Origin of the sequence: Candidatus Methylopumilus planktonicus, assembly GCF_000981505.1 — a bacterium.
Classification (GTDB): Bacteria; Pseudomonadota; Gammaproteobacteria; order Burkholderiales; family Methylophilaceae; genus Methylopumilus; species Methylopumilus planktonicus.
Window position 1 is genome coordinate 1,067,954 of sequence record NZ_LN827929.1, and the last position, 18,220, is coordinate 1,086,173.

The 18,220-nt window shown below is 38.0% G+C and carries 18 protein-coding genes and 4 tRNA genes; 15 read left to right on the forward strand and 7 right to left on the reverse strand.

The features are described from left to right. Positions 1–2: 2 nt before the first annotated feature. Positions 3–1,337 carry a metalloprotease PmbA gene (pmbA, locus tag BN1208_RS05615; RefSeq protein ID WP_046488666.1) on the reverse strand — a complete coding sequence of 445 codons (1,335 nt, stop codon included), beginning with the start codon at positions 1,335–1,337 and terminating at the stop codon, positions 3–5. Between the two features lie 75 nt (positions 1,338–1,412). Here pmbA and yjgA point away from each other — a divergent pair, with 75 nt between their 5' ends. Further along, positions 1,413–1,913, forward strand: a complete 501-nt coding sequence (gene yjgA, locus BN1208_RS05620) for a ribosome biogenesis factor YjgA (protein WP_046488668.1) — start codon at positions 1,413–1,415, stop codon at positions 1,911–1,913. Positions 1,914–1,915: 2 nt separating this feature from the next. Here the strand turns inward: yjgA and BN1208_RS05625 are convergent, their stop codons facing one another. Next, positions 1,916–2,671: a PDZ domain-containing protein gene (locus tag BN1208_RS05625; RefSeq protein ID WP_052734655.1), complete on the reverse strand. Its 756-nt coding sequence runs from the start codon at positions 2,669–2,671 to the stop codon at positions 1,916–1,918. Positions 2,672–2,727: 56 nt separating this feature from the next. On the opposite strand from BN1208_RS05625, the gene mog reads away from it, so the two are divergent. The 11 genes from mog to BN1208_RS05680 all read left to right on the forward strand — a co-directional run bounded on the left by mog (position 2,728) and on the right by BN1208_RS05680 (position 10,995). Beyond that, positions 2,728–3,303, forward strand: a complete 576-nt coding sequence (gene mog, locus BN1208_RS05630) for a molybdopterin adenylyltransferase (RefSeq protein ID WP_046488670.1) — start codon at positions 2,728–2,730, stop codon at positions 3,301–3,303. A gap of 2 nt (positions 3,304–3,305) precedes the next feature. Further along, a complete protein-coding gene (thiL, locus tag BN1208_RS05635) occupies positions 3,306–4,250 on the forward strand; it encodes a thiamine-phosphate kinase (RefSeq protein WP_046488672.1) in 945 nt (314 codons plus the stop codon). Then, complete coding sequence (locus BN1208_RS05640; RefSeq protein ID WP_231854575.1) at positions 4,243–4,710, forward strand: phosphatidylglycerophosphatase A family protein; 468 nt, start codon at positions 4,243–4,245, stop codon at positions 4,708–4,710. The genes thiL and BN1208_RS05640 overlap by 8 nt, the downstream gene beginning before the upstream one ends. After that, the gene (locus BN1208_RS05645; protein WP_046488676.1) at positions 4,707–5,207 is read left to right on the forward strand and encodes a CinA family protein; all 501 of its coding nucleotides are present in this window, start codon (positions 4,707–4,709) and stop codon (positions 5,205–5,207) included. Before BN1208_RS05640 ends, BN1208_RS05645 begins: the two co-directional genes overlap by 4 nt. A gap of 45 nt (positions 5,208–5,252) precedes the next feature. After that, complete coding sequence (gene recA, locus BN1208_RS05650; RefSeq protein WP_046488677.1) at positions 5,253–6,287, forward strand: recombinase RecA; 1,035 nt, start codon at positions 5,253–5,255, stop codon at positions 6,285–6,287. A 79-nt stretch (positions 6,288–6,366) separates the two neighbouring features. Beyond that, positions 6,367–6,750, forward strand: coding sequence for a regulatory protein RecX (locus tag BN1208_RS05655; protein ID WP_223260016.1), 384 nt, complete (start codon positions 6,367–6,369; stop codon positions 6,748–6,750). Between the two features lie 7 nt (positions 6,751–6,757). Further along, on the forward strand, positions 6,758–9,412 hold the full coding sequence (gene alaS / locus BN1208_RS05660) for an alanine--tRNA ligase (protein ID WP_046488680.1): 2,655 nt from the start codon (positions 6,758–6,760) through the stop codon (positions 9,410–9,412). A 6-nt stretch (positions 9,413–9,418) separates the two neighbouring features. After that, a complete protein-coding gene (locus tag BN1208_RS05665) occupies positions 9,419–10,642 on the forward strand; it encodes an aspartate kinase (protein ID WP_046488682.1) in 1,224 nt (407 codons plus the stop codon). Between the two features lie 49 nt (positions 10,643–10,691). Next, positions 10,692–10,785: transfer RNA gene (locus BN1208_RS05670), tRNA-Ser, on the forward strand. Between the two features lie 33 nt (positions 10,786–10,818). Then, a tRNA-Arg gene (locus tag BN1208_RS05675) sits at positions 10,819–10,895 on the forward strand. 23 nt (positions 10,896–10,918) lie between these two features. Continuing rightward, positions 10,919–10,995: transfer RNA gene (locus BN1208_RS05680), tRNA-Arg, on the forward strand. Positions 10,996–11,232: 237 nt separating this feature from the next. Here BN1208_RS05680 and BN1208_RS05685 read toward each other — a convergent pair. Continuing rightward, positions 11,233–11,308, reverse strand: a tRNA-Lys gene (locus BN1208_RS05685). 64 nt (positions 11,309–11,372) lie between these two features. Continuing rightward, positions 11,373–12,728 carry a signal recognition particle protein gene (ffh, locus tag BN1208_RS05690; RefSeq protein ID WP_046488685.1) on the reverse strand — a complete coding sequence of 452 codons (1,356 nt, stop codon included), beginning with the start codon at positions 12,726–12,728 and terminating at the stop codon, positions 11,373–11,375. A 74-nt stretch (positions 12,729–12,802) separates the two neighbouring features. Between ffh and BN1208_RS05695 the strand changes: the two genes are divergently transcribed. After that, positions 12,803–13,606, forward strand: a complete 804-nt coding sequence (locus tag BN1208_RS05695) for a cytochrome C assembly family protein (protein ID WP_046488686.1) — start codon at positions 12,803–12,805, stop codon at positions 13,604–13,606. A 4-nt stretch (positions 13,607–13,610) separates the two neighbouring features. Here the strand turns inward: BN1208_RS05695 and BN1208_RS05700 are convergent, their stop codons facing one another. The 3 genes from BN1208_RS05700 to pssA are packed head-to-tail and all read right to left on the reverse strand — an operon-like array spanning position 13,611 to position 16,604. Beyond that, a complete protein-coding gene (locus tag BN1208_RS05700; RefSeq protein WP_046488688.1) occupies positions 13,611–14,273 on the reverse strand; it encodes a histidinol-phosphatase in 663 nt (220 codons plus the stop codon). An 8-nt stretch (positions 14,274–14,281) separates the two neighbouring features. Then, entirely contained in the window at positions 14,282–15,832 is a 1,551-nt protein-coding gene (locus BN1208_RS05705; protein WP_046488690.1) for a 2-isopropylmalate synthase, read from the reverse strand. Then, entirely contained in the window at positions 15,810–16,604 is a 795-nt protein-coding gene (pssA, locus tag BN1208_RS05710; protein ID WP_223260053.1) for a CDP-diacylglycerol--serine O-phosphatidyltransferase, read from the reverse strand. Before pssA ends, BN1208_RS05705 begins: the two co-directional genes overlap by 23 nt. 129 nt (positions 16,605–16,733) lie before the next feature. Here pssA and tgt point away from each other — a divergent pair, with 129 nt between their 5' ends. Both tgt and yajC read left to right on the forward strand, forming a co-directional pair. Then, complete coding sequence (tgt, locus tag BN1208_RS05715) at positions 16,734–17,840, forward strand: tRNA guanosine(34) transglycosylase Tgt (RefSeq protein WP_046488694.1); 1,107 nt, start codon at positions 16,734–16,736, stop codon at positions 17,838–17,840. 53 nt (positions 17,841–17,893) lie between these two features. After that, a complete protein-coding gene (yajC, locus tag BN1208_RS05720; protein WP_046488696.1) occupies positions 17,894–18,208 on the forward strand; it encodes a preprotein translocase subunit YajC in 315 nt (104 codons plus the stop codon). Positions 18,209–18,220: the final 12 nt, after the last annotated feature.

Sequence of the window (18,220 nt, forward strand, 5' to 3'; positions counted from 1 at the left end):
TATCAACTAGACGCAATACTCATTGTTTCTAGTAAGATCGAACCTGTATGTTTCGATCCGTTTCTGTAAACATCATTTCCAATAGCTAAAATCTGTTTCAACATATCTTTCATATTGCCTGCAATCGTAATCTCCTCCACTGGATAAGCAATCACCCCGTCTTCAACCCAGAAGCCTGCAGCACCTCTAGAATAATCACCTGTCACCATATTTATGCCGTGACCAAGTAGCTCTGTTACAAACAGACCTTTATGCATTTGTTTAATAAGGTCTTGTAGATTTTGATTGCCGGTCTTCACAATGAGATTATGCGCACCACCAGCATTACCTGTTGATTGCATGCCAAGCTTTCTGGCAGAGTATGAAGATAGAAGATATCCATTGATGGTACCTTGATCAACTAACAGTCTCGAATTGGTCGCCACCCCTTCATCGTCAAACATAGAGCTTGCGTCTCCGCGTAAAAGGAAAGGGTCTTCTTCAATCGTTAATTGCTCACTTGCTACTTTTTCTCCAAGCGAGTTTAGAAGAAATGAGGATTGACGATATAAATTACCGCCTGAGATGGCTGAGATAAGAGATGAGATAAGTCCACTTGCTATCGGCGCTTCAAAAATAACTGGCGCATGGCACGTATGAATTTTTTTCGCGCCTAATCGAGAGACTGTTCGTGTGCCTGCTAATTTTCCTACCGATTCAACAGACTCTAAATCTTCAACATGCCTTGCGGACGAATACCAATAATCTCTTTGCATCATCGACTTTTCTTCTGCAATCACAGAGCAACCAATCGAATGCCTAGATGTGGGATAGCCGCCCATAAAACCATGGCTATTAGCATAAATAAAAATGCCCTCAGAAGATGAAACGCTAGCACCTTCAGAATTTGTAATTTTTTGATTTACACCAAGCGCTGAAGCCTCACATGTTTTTGCAAGGTCAATCATATGGTCTATAGAAATATCCCATGCATTATGCAAATCAAGGTCTTGCATGTTTGTCGCCATAAGATTTTTATCAGCCAAGTCAAAGAAAGGATCTGGAGCTGTATAACGAGCAATATTAAAAGCAGCTTCAACAGTATCTTCAATACTTTGTATTGACAGATCAGATGAGCTAGAGCTACCTTTTCGCTGCCCATTATAAAGGGTGACAGAAAATCCTTTGTCGCTATTGATTTCAAGCGTTTCAAGGCTACCTAAACGTACAGAAACATTTTTACCTGTACCATAACTTACCTCAACTTCAGATGCAGTAGCGCCTTTGCTTTTTGCATAATGCATTGTGTGTTCAGCAATTTTTTTTAAATGCTCTAAATCAAATTGATTTTTTTTCATGTCTCTATAGGTGGGAAAGTAAACCCTGTTATCATAACTTAGAAATAGTCACTCTATAAGCTCACTTATATTCATATGGCAAAAGATAAAGATCTCGAAAATACTACCGTCAGCAGAACGCAGCTTAAACTTGAAGCTGAAAAACTTCAATCACTTGGATTGAAATTGTGTGAGTTATCAGTATCCAAATTAAAGGCTTTGACTTTGCCACCCGATTTATTCGAAGCCATTTTAGCTATGCAAAAGATTAAAAGTAATGGCGCCAAAAGGCGTCAAAGTCAATATATCGGGAAGCTCATGAGAAAATTTGATGCAACTGAATTAAATACGATTATGACTTTTTGGGATCAGCAAGAAATCAAAGAAAAGCAACATTTTCATAATATAGAATTATGGCGAAAAAAATTAGTTGAAGAGCCTGGAAGTGTTAATGACTTCTTAATTAAGTTTCCCACTGAAGAAAAATTAATTTTATTAAATACAATCAAAGAAGCGGTTGAAGAAAAGAGTAAAGATAAAGCGCCTAAATATAATCGAGAATTATTTAAGCTTATAAAAAAAATTATAGAGAACTAAAATTATCTACGGTTAAGTTCGGTGAATACGACCTTTTCCTCATCGTCTCTTAAATATTTAATTTTTACTTTGCTGCCTTGCTGTTTAAATACTGATTTAGAAAATTCTTCAGGCGACTCGGTATTCACATCATTTAATACAAGTATTACATCCCCTTTTTGAATGCCTGATTTAAAAGCAGGTGAATCTTTAATCACTGCTACAACTTTCAAGCCCACCTCTTCTTTTTTCTCTTTGGTTTCTGAATTTGTTTTAATTAACTTAATCACATGCAATCCTAAAATCGGCTGAGGTAGCTTTGCCCAATAGGTTGCATAAAAGTCAAATTTACTATTTTTATCTTGTAAGTCTGCTTCACTCACCTCAATCACACTATTTTTTTCACCCGTACTGTTTTTTTTCATTTCAGCATGAAGCTGTCTTAAACGCTCTGGCCTTGTCATTTCATTAATTTTACGATCGTATACTAAAACCACATCTGCCTCGATTGATTGAGCATGCTTAAGCGCTTGATTAGGTTCCGTAAAAGGCCCTTGAAATGCTGAGGTGCCCATGAGGTCATAACCGTCTTCTAACATTCTAATTTTATCTTTTTCTTTATTCATGCCAGCGTATATTTTTGTATCTGGCTTTTTTTGCAAGGAATGAAACTTAGTTGTACTTTGAGTAAGATAATTTTCTTGGAATAAATTAGTTTCTTCAGCAAAAGCCAGCATGCTGAATAAATTAAGGATGATAAAAATAAGTTTAAATTGCATAGAATTCCTTTAAAGCGATAATGTTATGATCGAACTTTCACTAATTATGACTCATCATGAAAAATAAGTTCACTAAAATTGGACTCATTTCAATTAGCGACCGAGCTTCAAAAGGCGAATATGAGGATCAAGGCATTCCTCACCTAAAGGCTTGGCTGCAAAAAGCGCTCATCTCGCCCTTCGAAACCATAGAAAAAATTATCCCTGATGAAAGACCGCTGATTGAATCTTCGTTGATTCATTTTGTAGATGTCGAATTATGCGATCTTATTCTTACCACAGGCGGAACAGGGCCTGCTTTAAGGGACGTAACGCCTGATGCTACCCTAGCCATTGCGGATCGAGAGATGCCTGGCTTTGGCGAGCAAATGCGTCAAATCAGTTTACATTTTGTCCCCACAGCTATTCTATCTAGGCAGGTTGCAGTTGTGCGTAAAAATACACTTATTATTAATTTGCCTGGCCAGCCTAAATCTATTGCCCAAACACTTGAAGGATTGAAAAATGATCAAGGGGAAGTAATAGTGCATGGTATTTTTGCTGGGGTACCTTATTGTATTGATCTTTTAAATGGCTCTTTTATTGAAACACATCAAGATGTTGTGACGGCTTTTAGGCCTAAAACTAAATAATTATGTCCTCAGAATTCGAAATTATTGATCGGTACTTTAAGAAAAAAATGAAACAAACTGCCCTCGGTGTGGGTGATGATGCGGCAATTATTAATATTAAAAAAAATCGTGAAATCGTTATTTCTTCAGACATGCTTGTAGAAAATGTTCACTTTCTAAAAAATACCAATCCAGCTCGTTTAGGCTGGAAATCTCTAGCAGTTAATTTATCTGATATTGCAGCGATGGGTGCTACACCTAGATGGGCAACTTTATCGATATCACTACCTAAAATAAATCATGGCTGGCTAAAAGAATTCTCAAAGGGCTTTTTTAAATGTGCTGATCAATTTGGCATTGATCTTATTGGTGGTGATACCACAAAAGGTCCTTTGACTATTTCAATCACTACCATGGGCGATATTAAAAAAAATAAAAGTCTATTGAGATCTGGCGCAAAAATAAATGACGATATATGGGTGACAGGCCAATTAGGTATGGCCTCCATGGGCTTGGCGAGCCTTCAGGGGACATTAAAACTCGCGCCTAGTTTAAAAGTAAAATGTATAAAAGCACTTGAAACACCCACACCTAAAGTTTTAATCGGCTCACATTTATCTCGCTATGCGAATAGCTGTATTGATATTTCTGATGGTCTCGTTCAAGACTTAAAGCATGTCTTAAAAGCTTCCACAGTTGGCGCTTCTCTTTTGCTCAATGAAATACCGTGTGATCCATTTATTCATGCATCAAAAAAATATCAATTCGCATTAAATGGTGGCGATGACTATGAATTACTATTTACAGCTCAAAAAAAACATAGACTCGCTATAGAAAAAATTGCAAAGAAAACAGATACGGCAATCAACATCATTGGTGTGATTACGAAGAACAAAAACCTAAAGATCATGGATCAAAAAGGCAAATCCATATCATTCAACAAAAGAGGATTTGATCACTTTGCCTAATCTTAAATTTCTAATAAAGCATCCCTCGCATTTTTTAGCGCTAGGTTTTGGTGCGGGACTTTCAAAAAAAGCACCAGGTACTATAGGCACCCTGGTCGGGATTCCAATTTATTTATTGATATCGTCCTATAGTTTTTCCATACAGATGATGATGGCCTTACTTTTTACAATTGTAGGTATCTTTATTTGCAATCAAACAGCGCAAGCACTAAAAGTTAAAGATCCTAGCGCTATTGTGTGGGATGAAATTTCGGCTTTCTTTTTAATGTTAGTCATCGCTCACCCTCTTTTAAATCCCCTTAAAATTTTTGAGTTATTTGTGCTCTTTAGGATTTTTGATATTTGGAAGCCCTTTCCAATCAATTATCTAGATAAGCATGTAGGGGGTGGATTGGGTATTATGCTTGACGATTATGTGGCTGCATTTTTTGCGCTACTTATTTATTTCTCAATTCAATGACGCAATCAATCATTCAAGATATAAGCATTCAGCTCGGCAATGCGCTCATTAAAAATCATTTGCGGATTGCACTTGCTGAGTCATGCACTGGTGGGTTAGTTTGCCAGCATCTCACAAATATTCCTGGGAGCTCCGCCTGGTTCGACCGAGGATTCATCACCTATAGCAATGAAGCAAAAATTGAATTACTTAAGGTCGATCAAACGACACTTTTAAAATTTGGTGCGGTGAGTCAAGAAGTGGCTTCCGAAATGGCCTTGGGCGCCCTTAAAGAGAGTCATGCTCAAATAGCTTTATCAATTACCGGCATTGCAGGCCCCTCCGGGGGGTCAACTGAAAAGCCTGTAGGTAAGGTTTTCTTTGCTATTGCTCAACACAATAAGATCATTTTTAATGCTTCAAAAGTCTTCCCTGGATCAAGGGAAAATATACGTGAATCTTCCTGTCTATTTGCACTAAATCAGGTCTTAGCGCTTACTTTAAACTCCCAAGTATGAAATAATTATTAGTGATAAAAACACTTTAATTAAAGGCAAATTTAGATGGATGACAATAAAAGTAAGGCACTCGCTGCCGCATTAGCGCAGATCGAAAAACAATTCGGAAAAGGTTCTGTCATGAGGATGGATGATTCCGAAGTCATCCAAGATATCCAATCAGTTTCAACAGGTTCCTTAGGTCTTGATATTGCGCTTGGCATAGGTGGTCTTCCTAGAGGGCGTGTTGTTGAAGTATATGGCCCAGAATCCTCAGGCAAGACATCTTTAACGCTATCCGTCATAGCTCAAATGCAAAAGCTTGGTGGTGTGGCTGCTTTTATTGATGCTGAACATGCGCTTGATCCTCAATATGCTGCCAAATTAGGTGTCGTAGTTCCAGACTTACTCATTTCTCAACCTGATACAGGCGAACAAGCCCTTGAAATTGCAGATATGCTTGTACGAAGTGGTTCAGTAGATATTGTCGTCATAGACTCTGTAGCAGCTCTGACGCCACGTGCAGAAATTGAAGGTGAAATGGGTGACTCTCATATGGGTCTTCAAGCTCGCCTGATGTCACAAGCCTTAAGAAAATTAACAGGCAATATTAAAAAAACAAATACGCTTGTCATATTCATTAACCAAATTCGTATGAAGATTGGGGTCATGTTTGGCAACCCAGAAACAACCACGGGCGGCAATGCTTTGAAATTTTACGCTTCCGTGAGACTTGATATTCGACGTATTGGTGCAATCAAAAAAGGTGATGAAGTCGTGGGCGCTGAAACAAGAGTTAAAGTGGTGAAAAATAAAGTGGCACCTCCGTTTAGACAAGCTGAATTTGATGTGCTGTATGGTGAAGGCATTTCAAGAGAAGGTGAAATCATTGAAATTGGTGCTCAATTAAATTTCGTTGAAAAAGCAGGGTCATGGTATAGCTATAACGGCGAGAAAATTGGCCAAGGCAAAGACAATGCAAGAGAATTTCTAAAAGAAAATCCAAAAATTGCTCAAGAAATTGAAGATAAAATTAGGGCAAACTCATCAACTCTAAGTGAAGCGATGACTGCACCTCAGGAAACAGACGAAACTGAGTAACACAAAAAACAATCCATTAGTTTTACTTAAAAAAAAAGCGCTGTATTACCTAGCAAAAAGAGAGTATTCACATCTCGAATTGAAATTGAAATTAAGTGAGTACGCTCATACGCTCGAATTTGATGAAGACGCACTAGATCTTTTTATATCATCTCTAGTGTCAGATGGATGGCTGTCTAATGAGCGGTATTGTGAACAATTTATTCATGCAAAAAAAAATAAATTCGGGCGATATAAGATCATTCGAGAACTTGAAGAAAAAGGAATAGAACAGGCTCTTATAGAGGAGTACATGGGCCCTCTTAAAAACCAAGAATTATTATATGCAAAACAAGTATGGCAAAAGAAATTTAAACTCCCTCCCTCTTCTAAAGAAGAATGGTCAAAACAAGCGCGCTTTTTACAAAGCCGCGGGTTTGATGTTTCGCTTATAAAAAAAATATTGAATGCCAAGGAAGAATAGCTAGCGTATGTCAACTGCATTAAATCATCCCATTATTTCTAGTGAGGAAATTAGAAATATTTTCTTAGATTTTTTCAAGAATAAACAACATCAGATTGTAGCTTCAAGCTCTTTAGTGCCAGGAGAAGATCCTACTTTATTATTTACAAATGCTGGGATGAATCAATTCAAAGATGTGTTCTTAGGATTTGATAAACGTCACTATGCTAGAGCGACTTCAAGTCAAAAGTGTGTCAGAGCGGGTGGCAAACATAACGACTTAGAAAATGTAGGCTATACAGCAAGACATCACACTTTTTTTGAAATGCTCGGCAATTTCAGCTTCGGTGATTATTTTAAAAAAGATGCCATTCAATATGCTTGGGAACTTCTCACTGAAATTTATAAAATTCCTAAAGAAAAACTCCTGGTCACTATCTATAGTGAAGATGATGAAGCATATGATATCTGGGCTAAATCAATCGGTATTCATCCAGACAAAATTATTCGTATTGGCGACAACAAGGGTGCCAAGTATGCATCAGATAATTTTTGGATGATGGGTGACACAGGTCCATGTGGTCCATGTACTGAAATTTTTTATGACCACGGAAGCCATATCCCTGGCGGCCTGCCTGGATCTAAAGATGAAGATGGTGATCGATTCATTGAAATTTGGAATATTGTTTTTATGCAATATAACCGCGATGAAAAAGGCGTCATGCATGTATTACCAAAACCATCAGTCGATACAGGTATGGGCTTGGAAAGAATATGTGCAGTCCTTCAAGGCGTTCATGCAAATTACGAAACTGATTTATTTGTGCCGCTGATTCAATCAGCTGCAAATATTACAAAAACATCAGACATCCATCACCCTTCATTAAAAGTATTGTCAGACCATATTCGTGCTTGTACATTCTTAATTTCAGATGGTGTGATTCCAGGTAACGAAGGCCGCGGTTATGTTTTAAGAAGAATTATCCGTAGAGCCATTAGACATGGCTATAAACTAGGATGTAGACAACCTTTCTTTCATAAATTAGTTGATGATGTTGTGCGTATGTTAGGCAAAGCTTATCCTGACATTGAAAGAAATAAACAAAATATTGCTTTATCACTAAAGCAAGAAGAAGAGCGATTCTTTGAAACCATTGAAAATGGTATGAATATATTAGAAGAATCCATTCAAACACTTATTAAAAAAAATCAAAAAACTTTTGACGGTCAGATTGCTTTTAAGCTCCACGACACTTTTGGATTTCCACTTGATCTCACCGCTGACATTTGTCGCGAGAAAAATATCTCCATCGATCAAAAAGGTTTTGATGAGGCGATGGAAGCTCAAAAATCTATGGCTCGGTCTTCTAATAAATTCAAAATGAAGATAGATGTCGACTATACCGGTGACGCTACACATTTTAGTGGATATGAGGCCATGGAATGTAAGGCAAAAGTTTTAGCTTTATTTCAAGACGATATGTCTAAGAAGGAACTTCTTAAAGGTGAATCTGGCATTGTCATTCTTGACACCACACCCTTCTATGCAGAATCGGGTGGCCAGGTAGGTGACAAAGGTATGATTAAAACTTCTAATAGCTCTTTTAAAGTTGAAGACACCATAAAAATCAAAGCAAAAATTTATGCTCACTTTGGTGTAGTTGAAACGAACAGCTTAAAAGTATCTGATGAAGTCATGGCATCCGTTGAAAATGATTCCCGGAAAAATATTATGCGAAATCATTCAGCAACCCATTTATTACATAAGGGTCTTAAGAACACCTTAGGCTCTCATGTTGAACAAAAAGGTTCGCTTGTTGACGAATCAAAAACGCGTTTTGACTTTTCACACCCCAAGGCTTTAACTTCAGATGAAATTAAATCTGTTGAAATGTTTGTGAACCAAGAAATACTAAACAATACAGATACGGAAGCCAAAACTATGCATCTAGATGACGCCAAAAAAAGTGGCGCCATGATGCTCTTTGGTGAGAAATATGCTGACGAGGTAAGAGTGCTTAGTATTGGATCAAGTAAAGAACTATGCGGCGGCACGCATGTGAAAAGAACGGGGGATATTGGCGCCTTCAAAATTATTTCTGAAACAGGTATCTCCTCCGGTATTCGACGCATTGAAGCGACAACGGGATTTAATGTCATTCATTATATGAACGAGCATGTTTCAATCATTGATCGTTTAGCACATGATCTAAAAGTCCCCTCCTCCGAACTTTTAAGCAAAATTGATCAAATCCAAGATCTCATGAAAGAACAGGAAAAAAATATTCAGCAACTGAAATCAAAAATTGCTTCTTCTGAAAGTGGTAACTTATCTAAAAAAGCGATCTCCATAGGAGACGTTAAAGTTGTGATGGAAAAATTGGGTGCTGCCGATGCGCAGGCATTGAGAGAGACCATTGATAAACTTAAAGCAGAACTCAAAAGTGCAGTTATAATTTTAAGTGGTGTTGATCAAGATAAAGTCACTCTAGCGGTCGGCGTGACGCATGATCTTGTGAACAAAATAAAAGCAGGTGAAATCGCAAATGAACTAGCCCTTGCGATTGGGGGTAAAGGTGGTGGTAAGCCTGATCTTGCAATGGCTGGAGGATCAAAACCAGAACTTCTTGATCAAGCTTTTAGTGATTGCTTAACTCAATTAAAGAAAATAATACTTAACTAAATATCTATGAGTTTAATTGTACAAAAATACGGTGGTACATCAGTTGGAACGCCAGAAAGAATTCGGGCTGTTGCAAGACGTGTAGCTCGATATAAATCGCTCGGACACCAAATCGTTGTGGTGGTGTCTGCCATGTCTGGTGAAACTAATCGACTCATTGGGCTTGCTAGAGAGATTATGATGGAACCTAATCCACGTGAGTTAGATGTCATAGTGTCTACAGGCGAACAAGTTACTATTGGTATGACAACACTTGCTTTAATTGAGCTTGGTATTAAGGCTAAAAGCTATACCGGCTCCCAAGTCAAAATTCTAACGGATGATGCTCACACTAAAGCTAGAATTTTAAAAATTGACCATCACAATATTCAAGAAGATTTAGATCAAGGTTATGTTGTGGTCGTTGCTGGATTCCAAGGTGAGGATGAACAAGGCAATATTACGACCCTTGGACGTGGTGGCTCAGATACAACAGGAGTTGCGCTAGCTGCAGCGCTTAAAGCTGATGAATGCCAAATTTATACAGATGTGGATGGTATTTATACAACCGATCCTAGAGTGGTGCCTGAAGCTAAGAAATTAGATTCAATTACTTTTGAAGAGATGTTAGAAATGGCAAGTCTAGGATCAAAAGTACTTCAAATTAGAGCAGTCGAATTCGCAGGTAAATACAAGGTTAAATTAAGAGTGTTATCAAGCTTTGAAGAAGAAGGTGACGGCACTCTCATTACATTTGAGGAAAAAAATAAAATGGAAGATCCCATTATTTCAGGTATTGCTTTTAATCGTGATGAAGCCAAGGTAAGTATTCTTGGTGTGCCAGATAAGCCAGGTATTGCTTATCAAATATTAGGCCCCATTGCAGATGCCAATATCGATGTTGATATGATTATTCAAAATGTAGGCGCTGTTGGAACAACTGACTTTACATTTACCGTGCATAGAATTGATTTAAATAAAGCCTTAGGCATTCTTAATGAAAAAGTTAAGGGTCACGTGAACGCTAGAGAAGTAAATGGAAACGATAAAATTGCAAAAGTATCCATCGTAGGTGTTGGTATGCGCTCTCACGTTGGCGTTGCAAGCCAAATGTTTAGAACATTGTCCGAAGAAGGCATTAATATCGACATGATCTCAACAAGCGAAATTAAAATTTCAGTACTTATTGACGAGAAATATCTAGAGCTTGCGGTCAGAGCCCTTCACAAAGCTTTTGGACTTGACGCATAAGCACTAGAAATTGATTTTTAAAGCAATTTAGCGTATTGTTCGCGCTTCTGGAGAGCTGGCCGAGAGGTCGAAGGCACTTCCCTGCTAAGGAAGCATACGGGCTTAAACCTGTATCGAGGGTTCGAATCCCTCGCTCTCCGCCATTATTCAATATCATTAAGTTATAATGTCACAACGCGCCCGTAGCTCAGCTGGATAGAGTACTTGGCTACGAACCAAGGGGTCAGGAGTTCGAATCTCTTCGGGCGCGCCACTTTTGTCATCTCTAGTATTTATGCGCCCGTAGCTCAGCTGGATAGAGTACTTGGCTTCGAACCAAGGGGTCAGGAGTTCGAATCTCTTCGGGCGCACCACTTTAATAAAAAGCTAAACAAGAAGTAATTAAAAATAGCGCAAAACGAAATAACAAAAGAGCAAAATATTTTTTTAATTTCTAATCAAATTTAAGTTTAATAAAATTAAAACTATTAGAAACGAAGTGTCTATGAAAATACTAATGCCACTGATTTTATTGTGCAGTCTATACGAAGTTTAAGATGTAATTTGAATTGGACTTTTGAAGGTTAATGCTCCAAAGTCCTTGATATAAATGGTGGGTCGGGCGGGGGTCGAACCCGCGACAAACGGATTAAAAGTCCGCTGCTCTACCAACTGAGCTACCAACCCAGAATAAACAAAACATGGAATTATCCGTTATTGGGCCTGATTGGTCAATAATGATTACGGAAGATTAAGGTCTTAAACTAGGTATTTTGCCCGCCATGCCGCGCATAAGCTTACCCAACCCACCTTTTGAGAACATTTTCATCATCTTTTGCATCTCTTCAAACTGATTAAGGACGCGATTCACATCTTGGACTTGTACACCAGATCCCATAGCAATTCTTTTCTTTCTTGTAGCTTTAATCAATTCAGGCTTTCTTCTTTCAAGAGGCGTCATTGAGCTAATGATCGCTTCTATTTGACGAAGTGATTTATCGCCATCTTCAGGATTAACTTTAGATGCAGCGCTCGTAAATTGAGCTGGCATCTTATCCATCATGGCACTTACGCCACCCATTTTTTTCATCTGCGCTATTTGATTTTTGAAATCTTCTAGATCGAAATTTTTTCCTGATTTAACTTTTTCTGCTAACTTCTCAGCCTCTTTAACATCTAATGTTTTCTGCGCATCTTCGACAAGACTTACAATGTCACCCATGCCAAGAATTCTTGACGCCATTCTTTCAGGATGGAAAGGTTCTAGGCCATTAATTTTTTCACTTGTCCCAATATACTTGATAGGCTTACCTGTAACTTGACGCACAGATAAAGCAGCACCTCCGCGTGTATCACTATCTAGCTTAGTTAAAATAACACCTGTTAAAGGTAATGCGTCACCAAAAGCTTTTGCAGTATTCACTGCATCTTGTCCTTGCATGGCATCGACCACAAATAAAGTTTCTACTGGATTTAATTTTTTATAAAGCGCTGTGATTTCATCCATCATTTCAACATCAATACCTAAGCGACCAGCGGTATCAAAAATCACCACATCAAAAAAATGCTTTTTTGCGTAATCGATCGTTTCTGTTGCAATCTTTAATGGCTTCTGGGAAGGGTTTGAATCAAAGCACTCAATATTAAGACTTTTGGCGAGAACTTTAAGTTGATCAATCGCTGCAGGGCGATATACATCAGCACTCGCAAGTAACACTTTTTTCTTTTTTTCAATAAGCAATTTTGCAAGCTTGGCAGAAGTGGTTGTTTTACCCGAGCCCTGCAGACCTGCCATGAGAATAATAGCTGGGGGAGCAACATTCAGATCTAGAGAAACATTTTGAGCACCCATGAGAACTGTAAGCTCATCTTGGACAATTTTAATAATCGCTTGTCCTGGAGATAGGCTTTGCAATACTTCGACACCGAGCGCTTTAGTTTTAACGCGATCGATAAAATCTTTTACAACAGCTAGGGCAACGTCTGCTTCAATTAAAGCGATTCTAACTTCGCGCATAGCATCACTAATATTTTGCTCAGTAAACCTGGCTTGCCCGCGAATTGTTTTAATGACACTTTGTAGTCGGTCAGTAAGATTTTCTAACATGCGTTCATCCTGTTTTAGGTTAACTCTTCTTAATGTACATGGTATATTAAACCTTTAATTACCAATTAAAAATTATGGAAATTTGGCTACCTATTTTAATCACGTCTTTGTGTTACCTCACACCAAGCCTGTTGCTATTTAAAAAACAAATACCAGACAAAAATCTCACTAATTTAAATGCACTATTGATTGGTATCGGCTTATTAGCTCATTTTACAATTCTTAAAGCCAGCATTTCTTTTAATCCAATTAATCTGGGTTTTTCTAACGCCCTTATTGTCACTTCATTCTTTAGTATTTTGATTTTTTGGATACTTAATTTTAATAAAAATTTTAATTATCTGCAGCCGTTTTTGCTTATTCCATCAGCGTTTTTACTGATCATACATCCCTTATTTGTATCAAATCATTTCCTCACAACTGATTTATCGCCATTATTTATGACCCATATTGCCATTGCTTTACTGGCATATAGTCTATTTACTTTTTCAGCTTACGTGGCCATTTTCATTTTAATTTTTGAAAAAAAATTACATCAGAAAAAGAAAATAGACATGATCTTAAGTGGCTTCCAGCCCCTCATTGAAATGGAAAATTTCCTGTTTAATATTAATAAGATTGGGTTTATTTTACTGACCATCACACTTATCAGCGGCATTCTATTTTCAGAGCAGCTTTTTGGAACCCCGCTTCAGTTTAACCACAAATCAGTTTTCTCAATATTAGCTTGGCTGATTTATGGGCTTCTTTTAGTAGGCAAAAGACTTTATGGTTGGCGTGGTAGAAATTCTATCTATATCTCACTCACCGCTTTTGTATTTCTTTTGTTGTCTTATCTTGGTAGCAAATTCGTTTTAGAAATTATTCTTCATAGATAAGAAATCATCTCAAAGAAATTTGAGGCCAGCCTTTAGATGTTGCATATTCACTTAATATATCGTCGGAATCAACCGCTACAGGGTGTGTGACTTTTTCCATTAAAGGTAAGTCATTATGAGAGTCGCTATAGAAATATGACTTTTCAAAACTAGCTAATGATAAATGTTTACTTTTAAGCCATGCTTCAAGACGTGTGACCTTCCCCTCTTTAAAAGACGGAGTCCCCGAAACTTTTCCAGTAAATTCACCCTCTTTTTCTTCAGGGTCAGTACCTATCAAATTTTCAATACCAAATAATGCGGCGATTGGTTTTGTAATAAAGCTATTGGTCGCTGTAATTACAATAATAAGATCACCTGCTTCTTGATGCTTTTTGACGAGCGCACGAGCCTTTTCAGTAATCATAGGTTTAATCACTTCTTCTACATATTTTTTAAGGAGTTGATTAAGAACACTTCTAGGATTCCTAGCAAGCGGTTTGAATTGAAACTCAACGAATGCAAATATATCTAATGTTCCATCTTTATACTCAGCGTAGAATTTCTCATTTTTTTCAGCATGAATTGCGCCATCTAGATAGCCTTCTTGAATAAGAAATCGGCTCCAGTTGTAGTCACTGTCGCCCGCTAAAATAGTATTGTCTAAATCGAAGAGTGCTAAATTCAAATTAAGCTCTAAACCTGAGGATGGGCACGTTCTAATTTGGAATGGAGTTTATTTAGTCCATTGATGTACGCTTTAGCAGATGCAATCACAATATCGATATCCGCACCTTGACCATTCACAATACGACCGCCCTTGGCTAATCTCACAGTCACTTCACCTTGAGCGTCTGTGCCGCTTGTGATGTTATTTACAGAATACAGTTGAAGTTCTGCGCCTGAGTTTGCAATTTTTTCGATGGCTTTAAATGTGGCATCTACAGGTCCGCCGCCAGAAGATTCGGCCATAACCTCTTTTCCATTTTCGGAAATTTTAATAACCGCATGAGGAGTTGTGCCTGTTTCTGACATGGCCTTTAAATGAATTAATTTGTAATGCTCTATCGCTTCAGAAGTATATTCTTCACTCATAAGCGCATGGATATCTTCATCAAAAATTTCTGATTTTTTATCCGCTAAATCTTTAAATCTTGCAAATGAGGCATTGATAATATCTTCTGACTGAATGTCGATACCCAATTCTTGGAGCCTTGTTTTAAATGCATTACGACCTGACAATTTTCCAAGTGAAATCTTATTTGCACCCCAACCCACATCTTGCGCGCGCATAATTTCATAGGTTTCTCTATGTTTTAAAACGCCATCTTGATGGATACCAGATTCATGCGCAAAAGCATTTGCCCCTACAATCGCCTTATTGGGCTGGACGGGGTAGCCTGTAATTGTGGACACCAATTTTGAAGTCGGGACAATTTGTGTGGTATCAATACCTGTCGTTAAATTAAATAAATCTTTTCTTGTTTTAACGGCCATCACAATTTCTTCTAGGCTTGCATTACCCGCTCTTTCGCCTAATCCATTAATCGTGCATTCAACTTGCCTAGCGCCATTCATCACTGCTGCAAGGGAATTTGCAACTGCCATACCTAAATCATTATGACAATGCGTTGACCATACTACTTTTGAAGAATTTTCAACTTGACTAATAAGGGCCTTCATACGTTCACCCCAAACACCTGGGATCGAATATCCAACTGTATCGGGCACATTGATTGTTTTAGCACCCACTTTAATCACGGCGTTAAACACTTTTACAAGAAAATCCATTTCGGATCGCACCGCATCTTCAGCAGAAAACTCGACATCGTCGGTATATTCCAAAGACCATTTCACGGCTTGAATGGCTCGATCTAATACTTCATCCTCTGACATGCGAAGTTTATTTTCCATGTGAATTTTGCTAGTCGCAATGAAGGTATGGATACGTCCTTTTTTTGCATGTTGGATAGCCTCGCCAGCTTTGCGAATATCGTTTTCAACGGCACGTGCTAGTGAGCAAACAGTTGACTCTTTAATATTTTTCGCAACAGCGCTTATAGAATTAAAGTCTCCAGGGCTTGCTGCTGCAAAGCCTGCCTCAATGACATCGACACCAAGTTTCTCAAGCTGCCTTGCAATGCGCAACTTTTCTTCCTGTGTCATCGATGCACCAGGACTTTGCTCCCCATCCCTTAAGGTGGTATCAAAAATGATGAGTTTGTTATTTTTTATTTCTTGTTGCATTCGCTACTGCCTTATTTTTAAATGTAAAATTTCTAATGAAATTGAAATAGCCTGACAGGAAGTAACAACCCACCACAATAAAAATGGCTTCAGGCGGGCTATAAGAAACTAATACAAATGCCAAAATGACTAATAGAATAGCGACGGATGGAACACTATTTCTTAGATTAATATCTTTGCCACTATAAAATCTAATTTCACTGACCATTGAGAGTGCAATCACTATGGTGAGTGACCAAGAAACCCATTTCATTTTAATCATATTGAAAAAAATCTCGTTGCCACTAAAGCCGTTTTCATTTGATACCCAGACAAAACTTACAAGCAAAGCTGCTGCTGCCGGGCTTGGTAATCCAAAAAAATATTTTTTTTCATCTCGGTCTAGCTTAACGTTGAAGCGAGCGAGTCTAAAGGCTGCACAACAGCAATAAATAAAAGCCGCGATCCAACCCAGCTTACCTAAGGGCTTTAATGTCCATACATATAAGATGAGGGCCGGCGCTACACCAAATGAAACCATATCGGAAAGACTGTCGTATTCGGCTCCAAAAGCACTTTCTGTATGCGTGAGTCGCGCGATACGTCCATCTAATCCATCCAAAATAATGGCAATAAAAATTGCAATAGCAGAGAGCTCATAGTTACCATTCATAGCTTGAACGATGGAATAAAATCCGGAGAATAAAGCAGCAGTGGTAATAAAATTGGGTAGCAAATAAAAAGTATGCTGACCTATTTTATTTCTTAACAAATCTTCTTTATTTTTTCCCATACTTTTTAACTTTTTCATGTGTTATTTTTAGTTGGAAACTCAATCTTTTAGTATAACAAAGCTTTAACGATTTCATTAATTCTAATTTATACTCATTGACTTACCGCTATCGAGAACTAAAAATCAAAGATGCAATTTAAGCTCATTCAAAAAGATGGTGAAGCTAGACGAGGTGAACTCAAGCTTCAACATGGCACTGTCCAAACACCGGTATTTATGCCTGTGGGCACCTATGGCGCTGTGAAGTCTTTAAGCCCTCAAGATCTAGAATCAATTGGTTTTGAAATTATCCTTGGCAATACTTTTCACCTCTGGCTCCGACCAGGGTTAGATACAATTTCAGCCTTTAAAGGGTTGCATGATTTTATCCAATGGCATCGATCGATGCTCACAGACTCTGGTGGTTTTCAGGTATGGAGTCTTGGCAAAATGAGAAAAATTACTGAGGAAGGTGTTGAGTTTAAATCGCCTATTAACGGTGATACTTGTTTCTTAAGCCCTGAAGAATCCATGCGAATTCAAAGAACACTTAACTCAGACATCGTCATGATCTTTGACGAATGCACCCCCTATCCAGCCTCGCATGAGGAAGCAAAAGCTTCTATGGAGCTAAGTTTAAAGTGGGCCTATAGAAGTAAAGTGGCTCACGTAACAAATAAGAATGCTTTGTTCGGAATCATTCAAGGAGGCATGTTCGAAGATCTGAGGGAACATTCACTTGATGAATTAAAAAAAATCAATTTCGATGGCTATGCCATTGGTGGATTATCTGTCGGCGAACCTAAAGAAGAGATGCGCAAAGTGATTGATTTTATCGCGCCTAAAATGCCAGAAGACAAGCCTCGCTATTTAATGGGGGTAGGTACCCCAGAAGACATTATTGAAGCCATTGCTCATGGTATTGATATGTTCGATTGTGTCATGCCAACAAGGAATGCCAGGAATGGTTGGCTATTTACTAAGTATGGTGATCTAAAGCTTAAAAATACGCAGTATAAAAATGATACAAATCCAATCGATAGCGATTGCGGATGTTATACATGCCAAAACTATTCTCGCGCTTATCTTCACCATCTTTTTAGGATTGGGGAAATGCTGGGCTCTCGATTAAATACGATCCATAACTTGTCCTATTATCAAAAAATAATACAAGAAGCTAGGCTTGCTATTGAAAATGGAACATTTGAAACTTATAGAAAAATATTCCATCAAAACCGTCAACGCGGCATTCAATAAATGTCTGCTGTGTTAAAATTAACCTTTAAAATTAATTACCTGTAGGAATATAAATGTTTATAAGTTACGCATATGCCGCTGAAGCGGTACCCACTGATCTCATGAGCTTTTTGCCATTTATCATCATTTTTGTGCTTTTTTACTTCATGTTAATTCGCCCACAAATGAAACAAGCAAAAGCCCATAAGCTCATGATTGACTCACTCAAAAAAGATGACGAAATTGTGACCAATGGAGGCTTCCTTGGTAAAGTGGTCAAAATCAAAGATCAGTATGTAACCATAGAAATTGCAGCTGGCACTCAAATTCATATTCAGAAACAATCCGTCATAACCTTGCTAACTAAAGGCACCATCAAATCTATCTAATTTCTGAAGTGA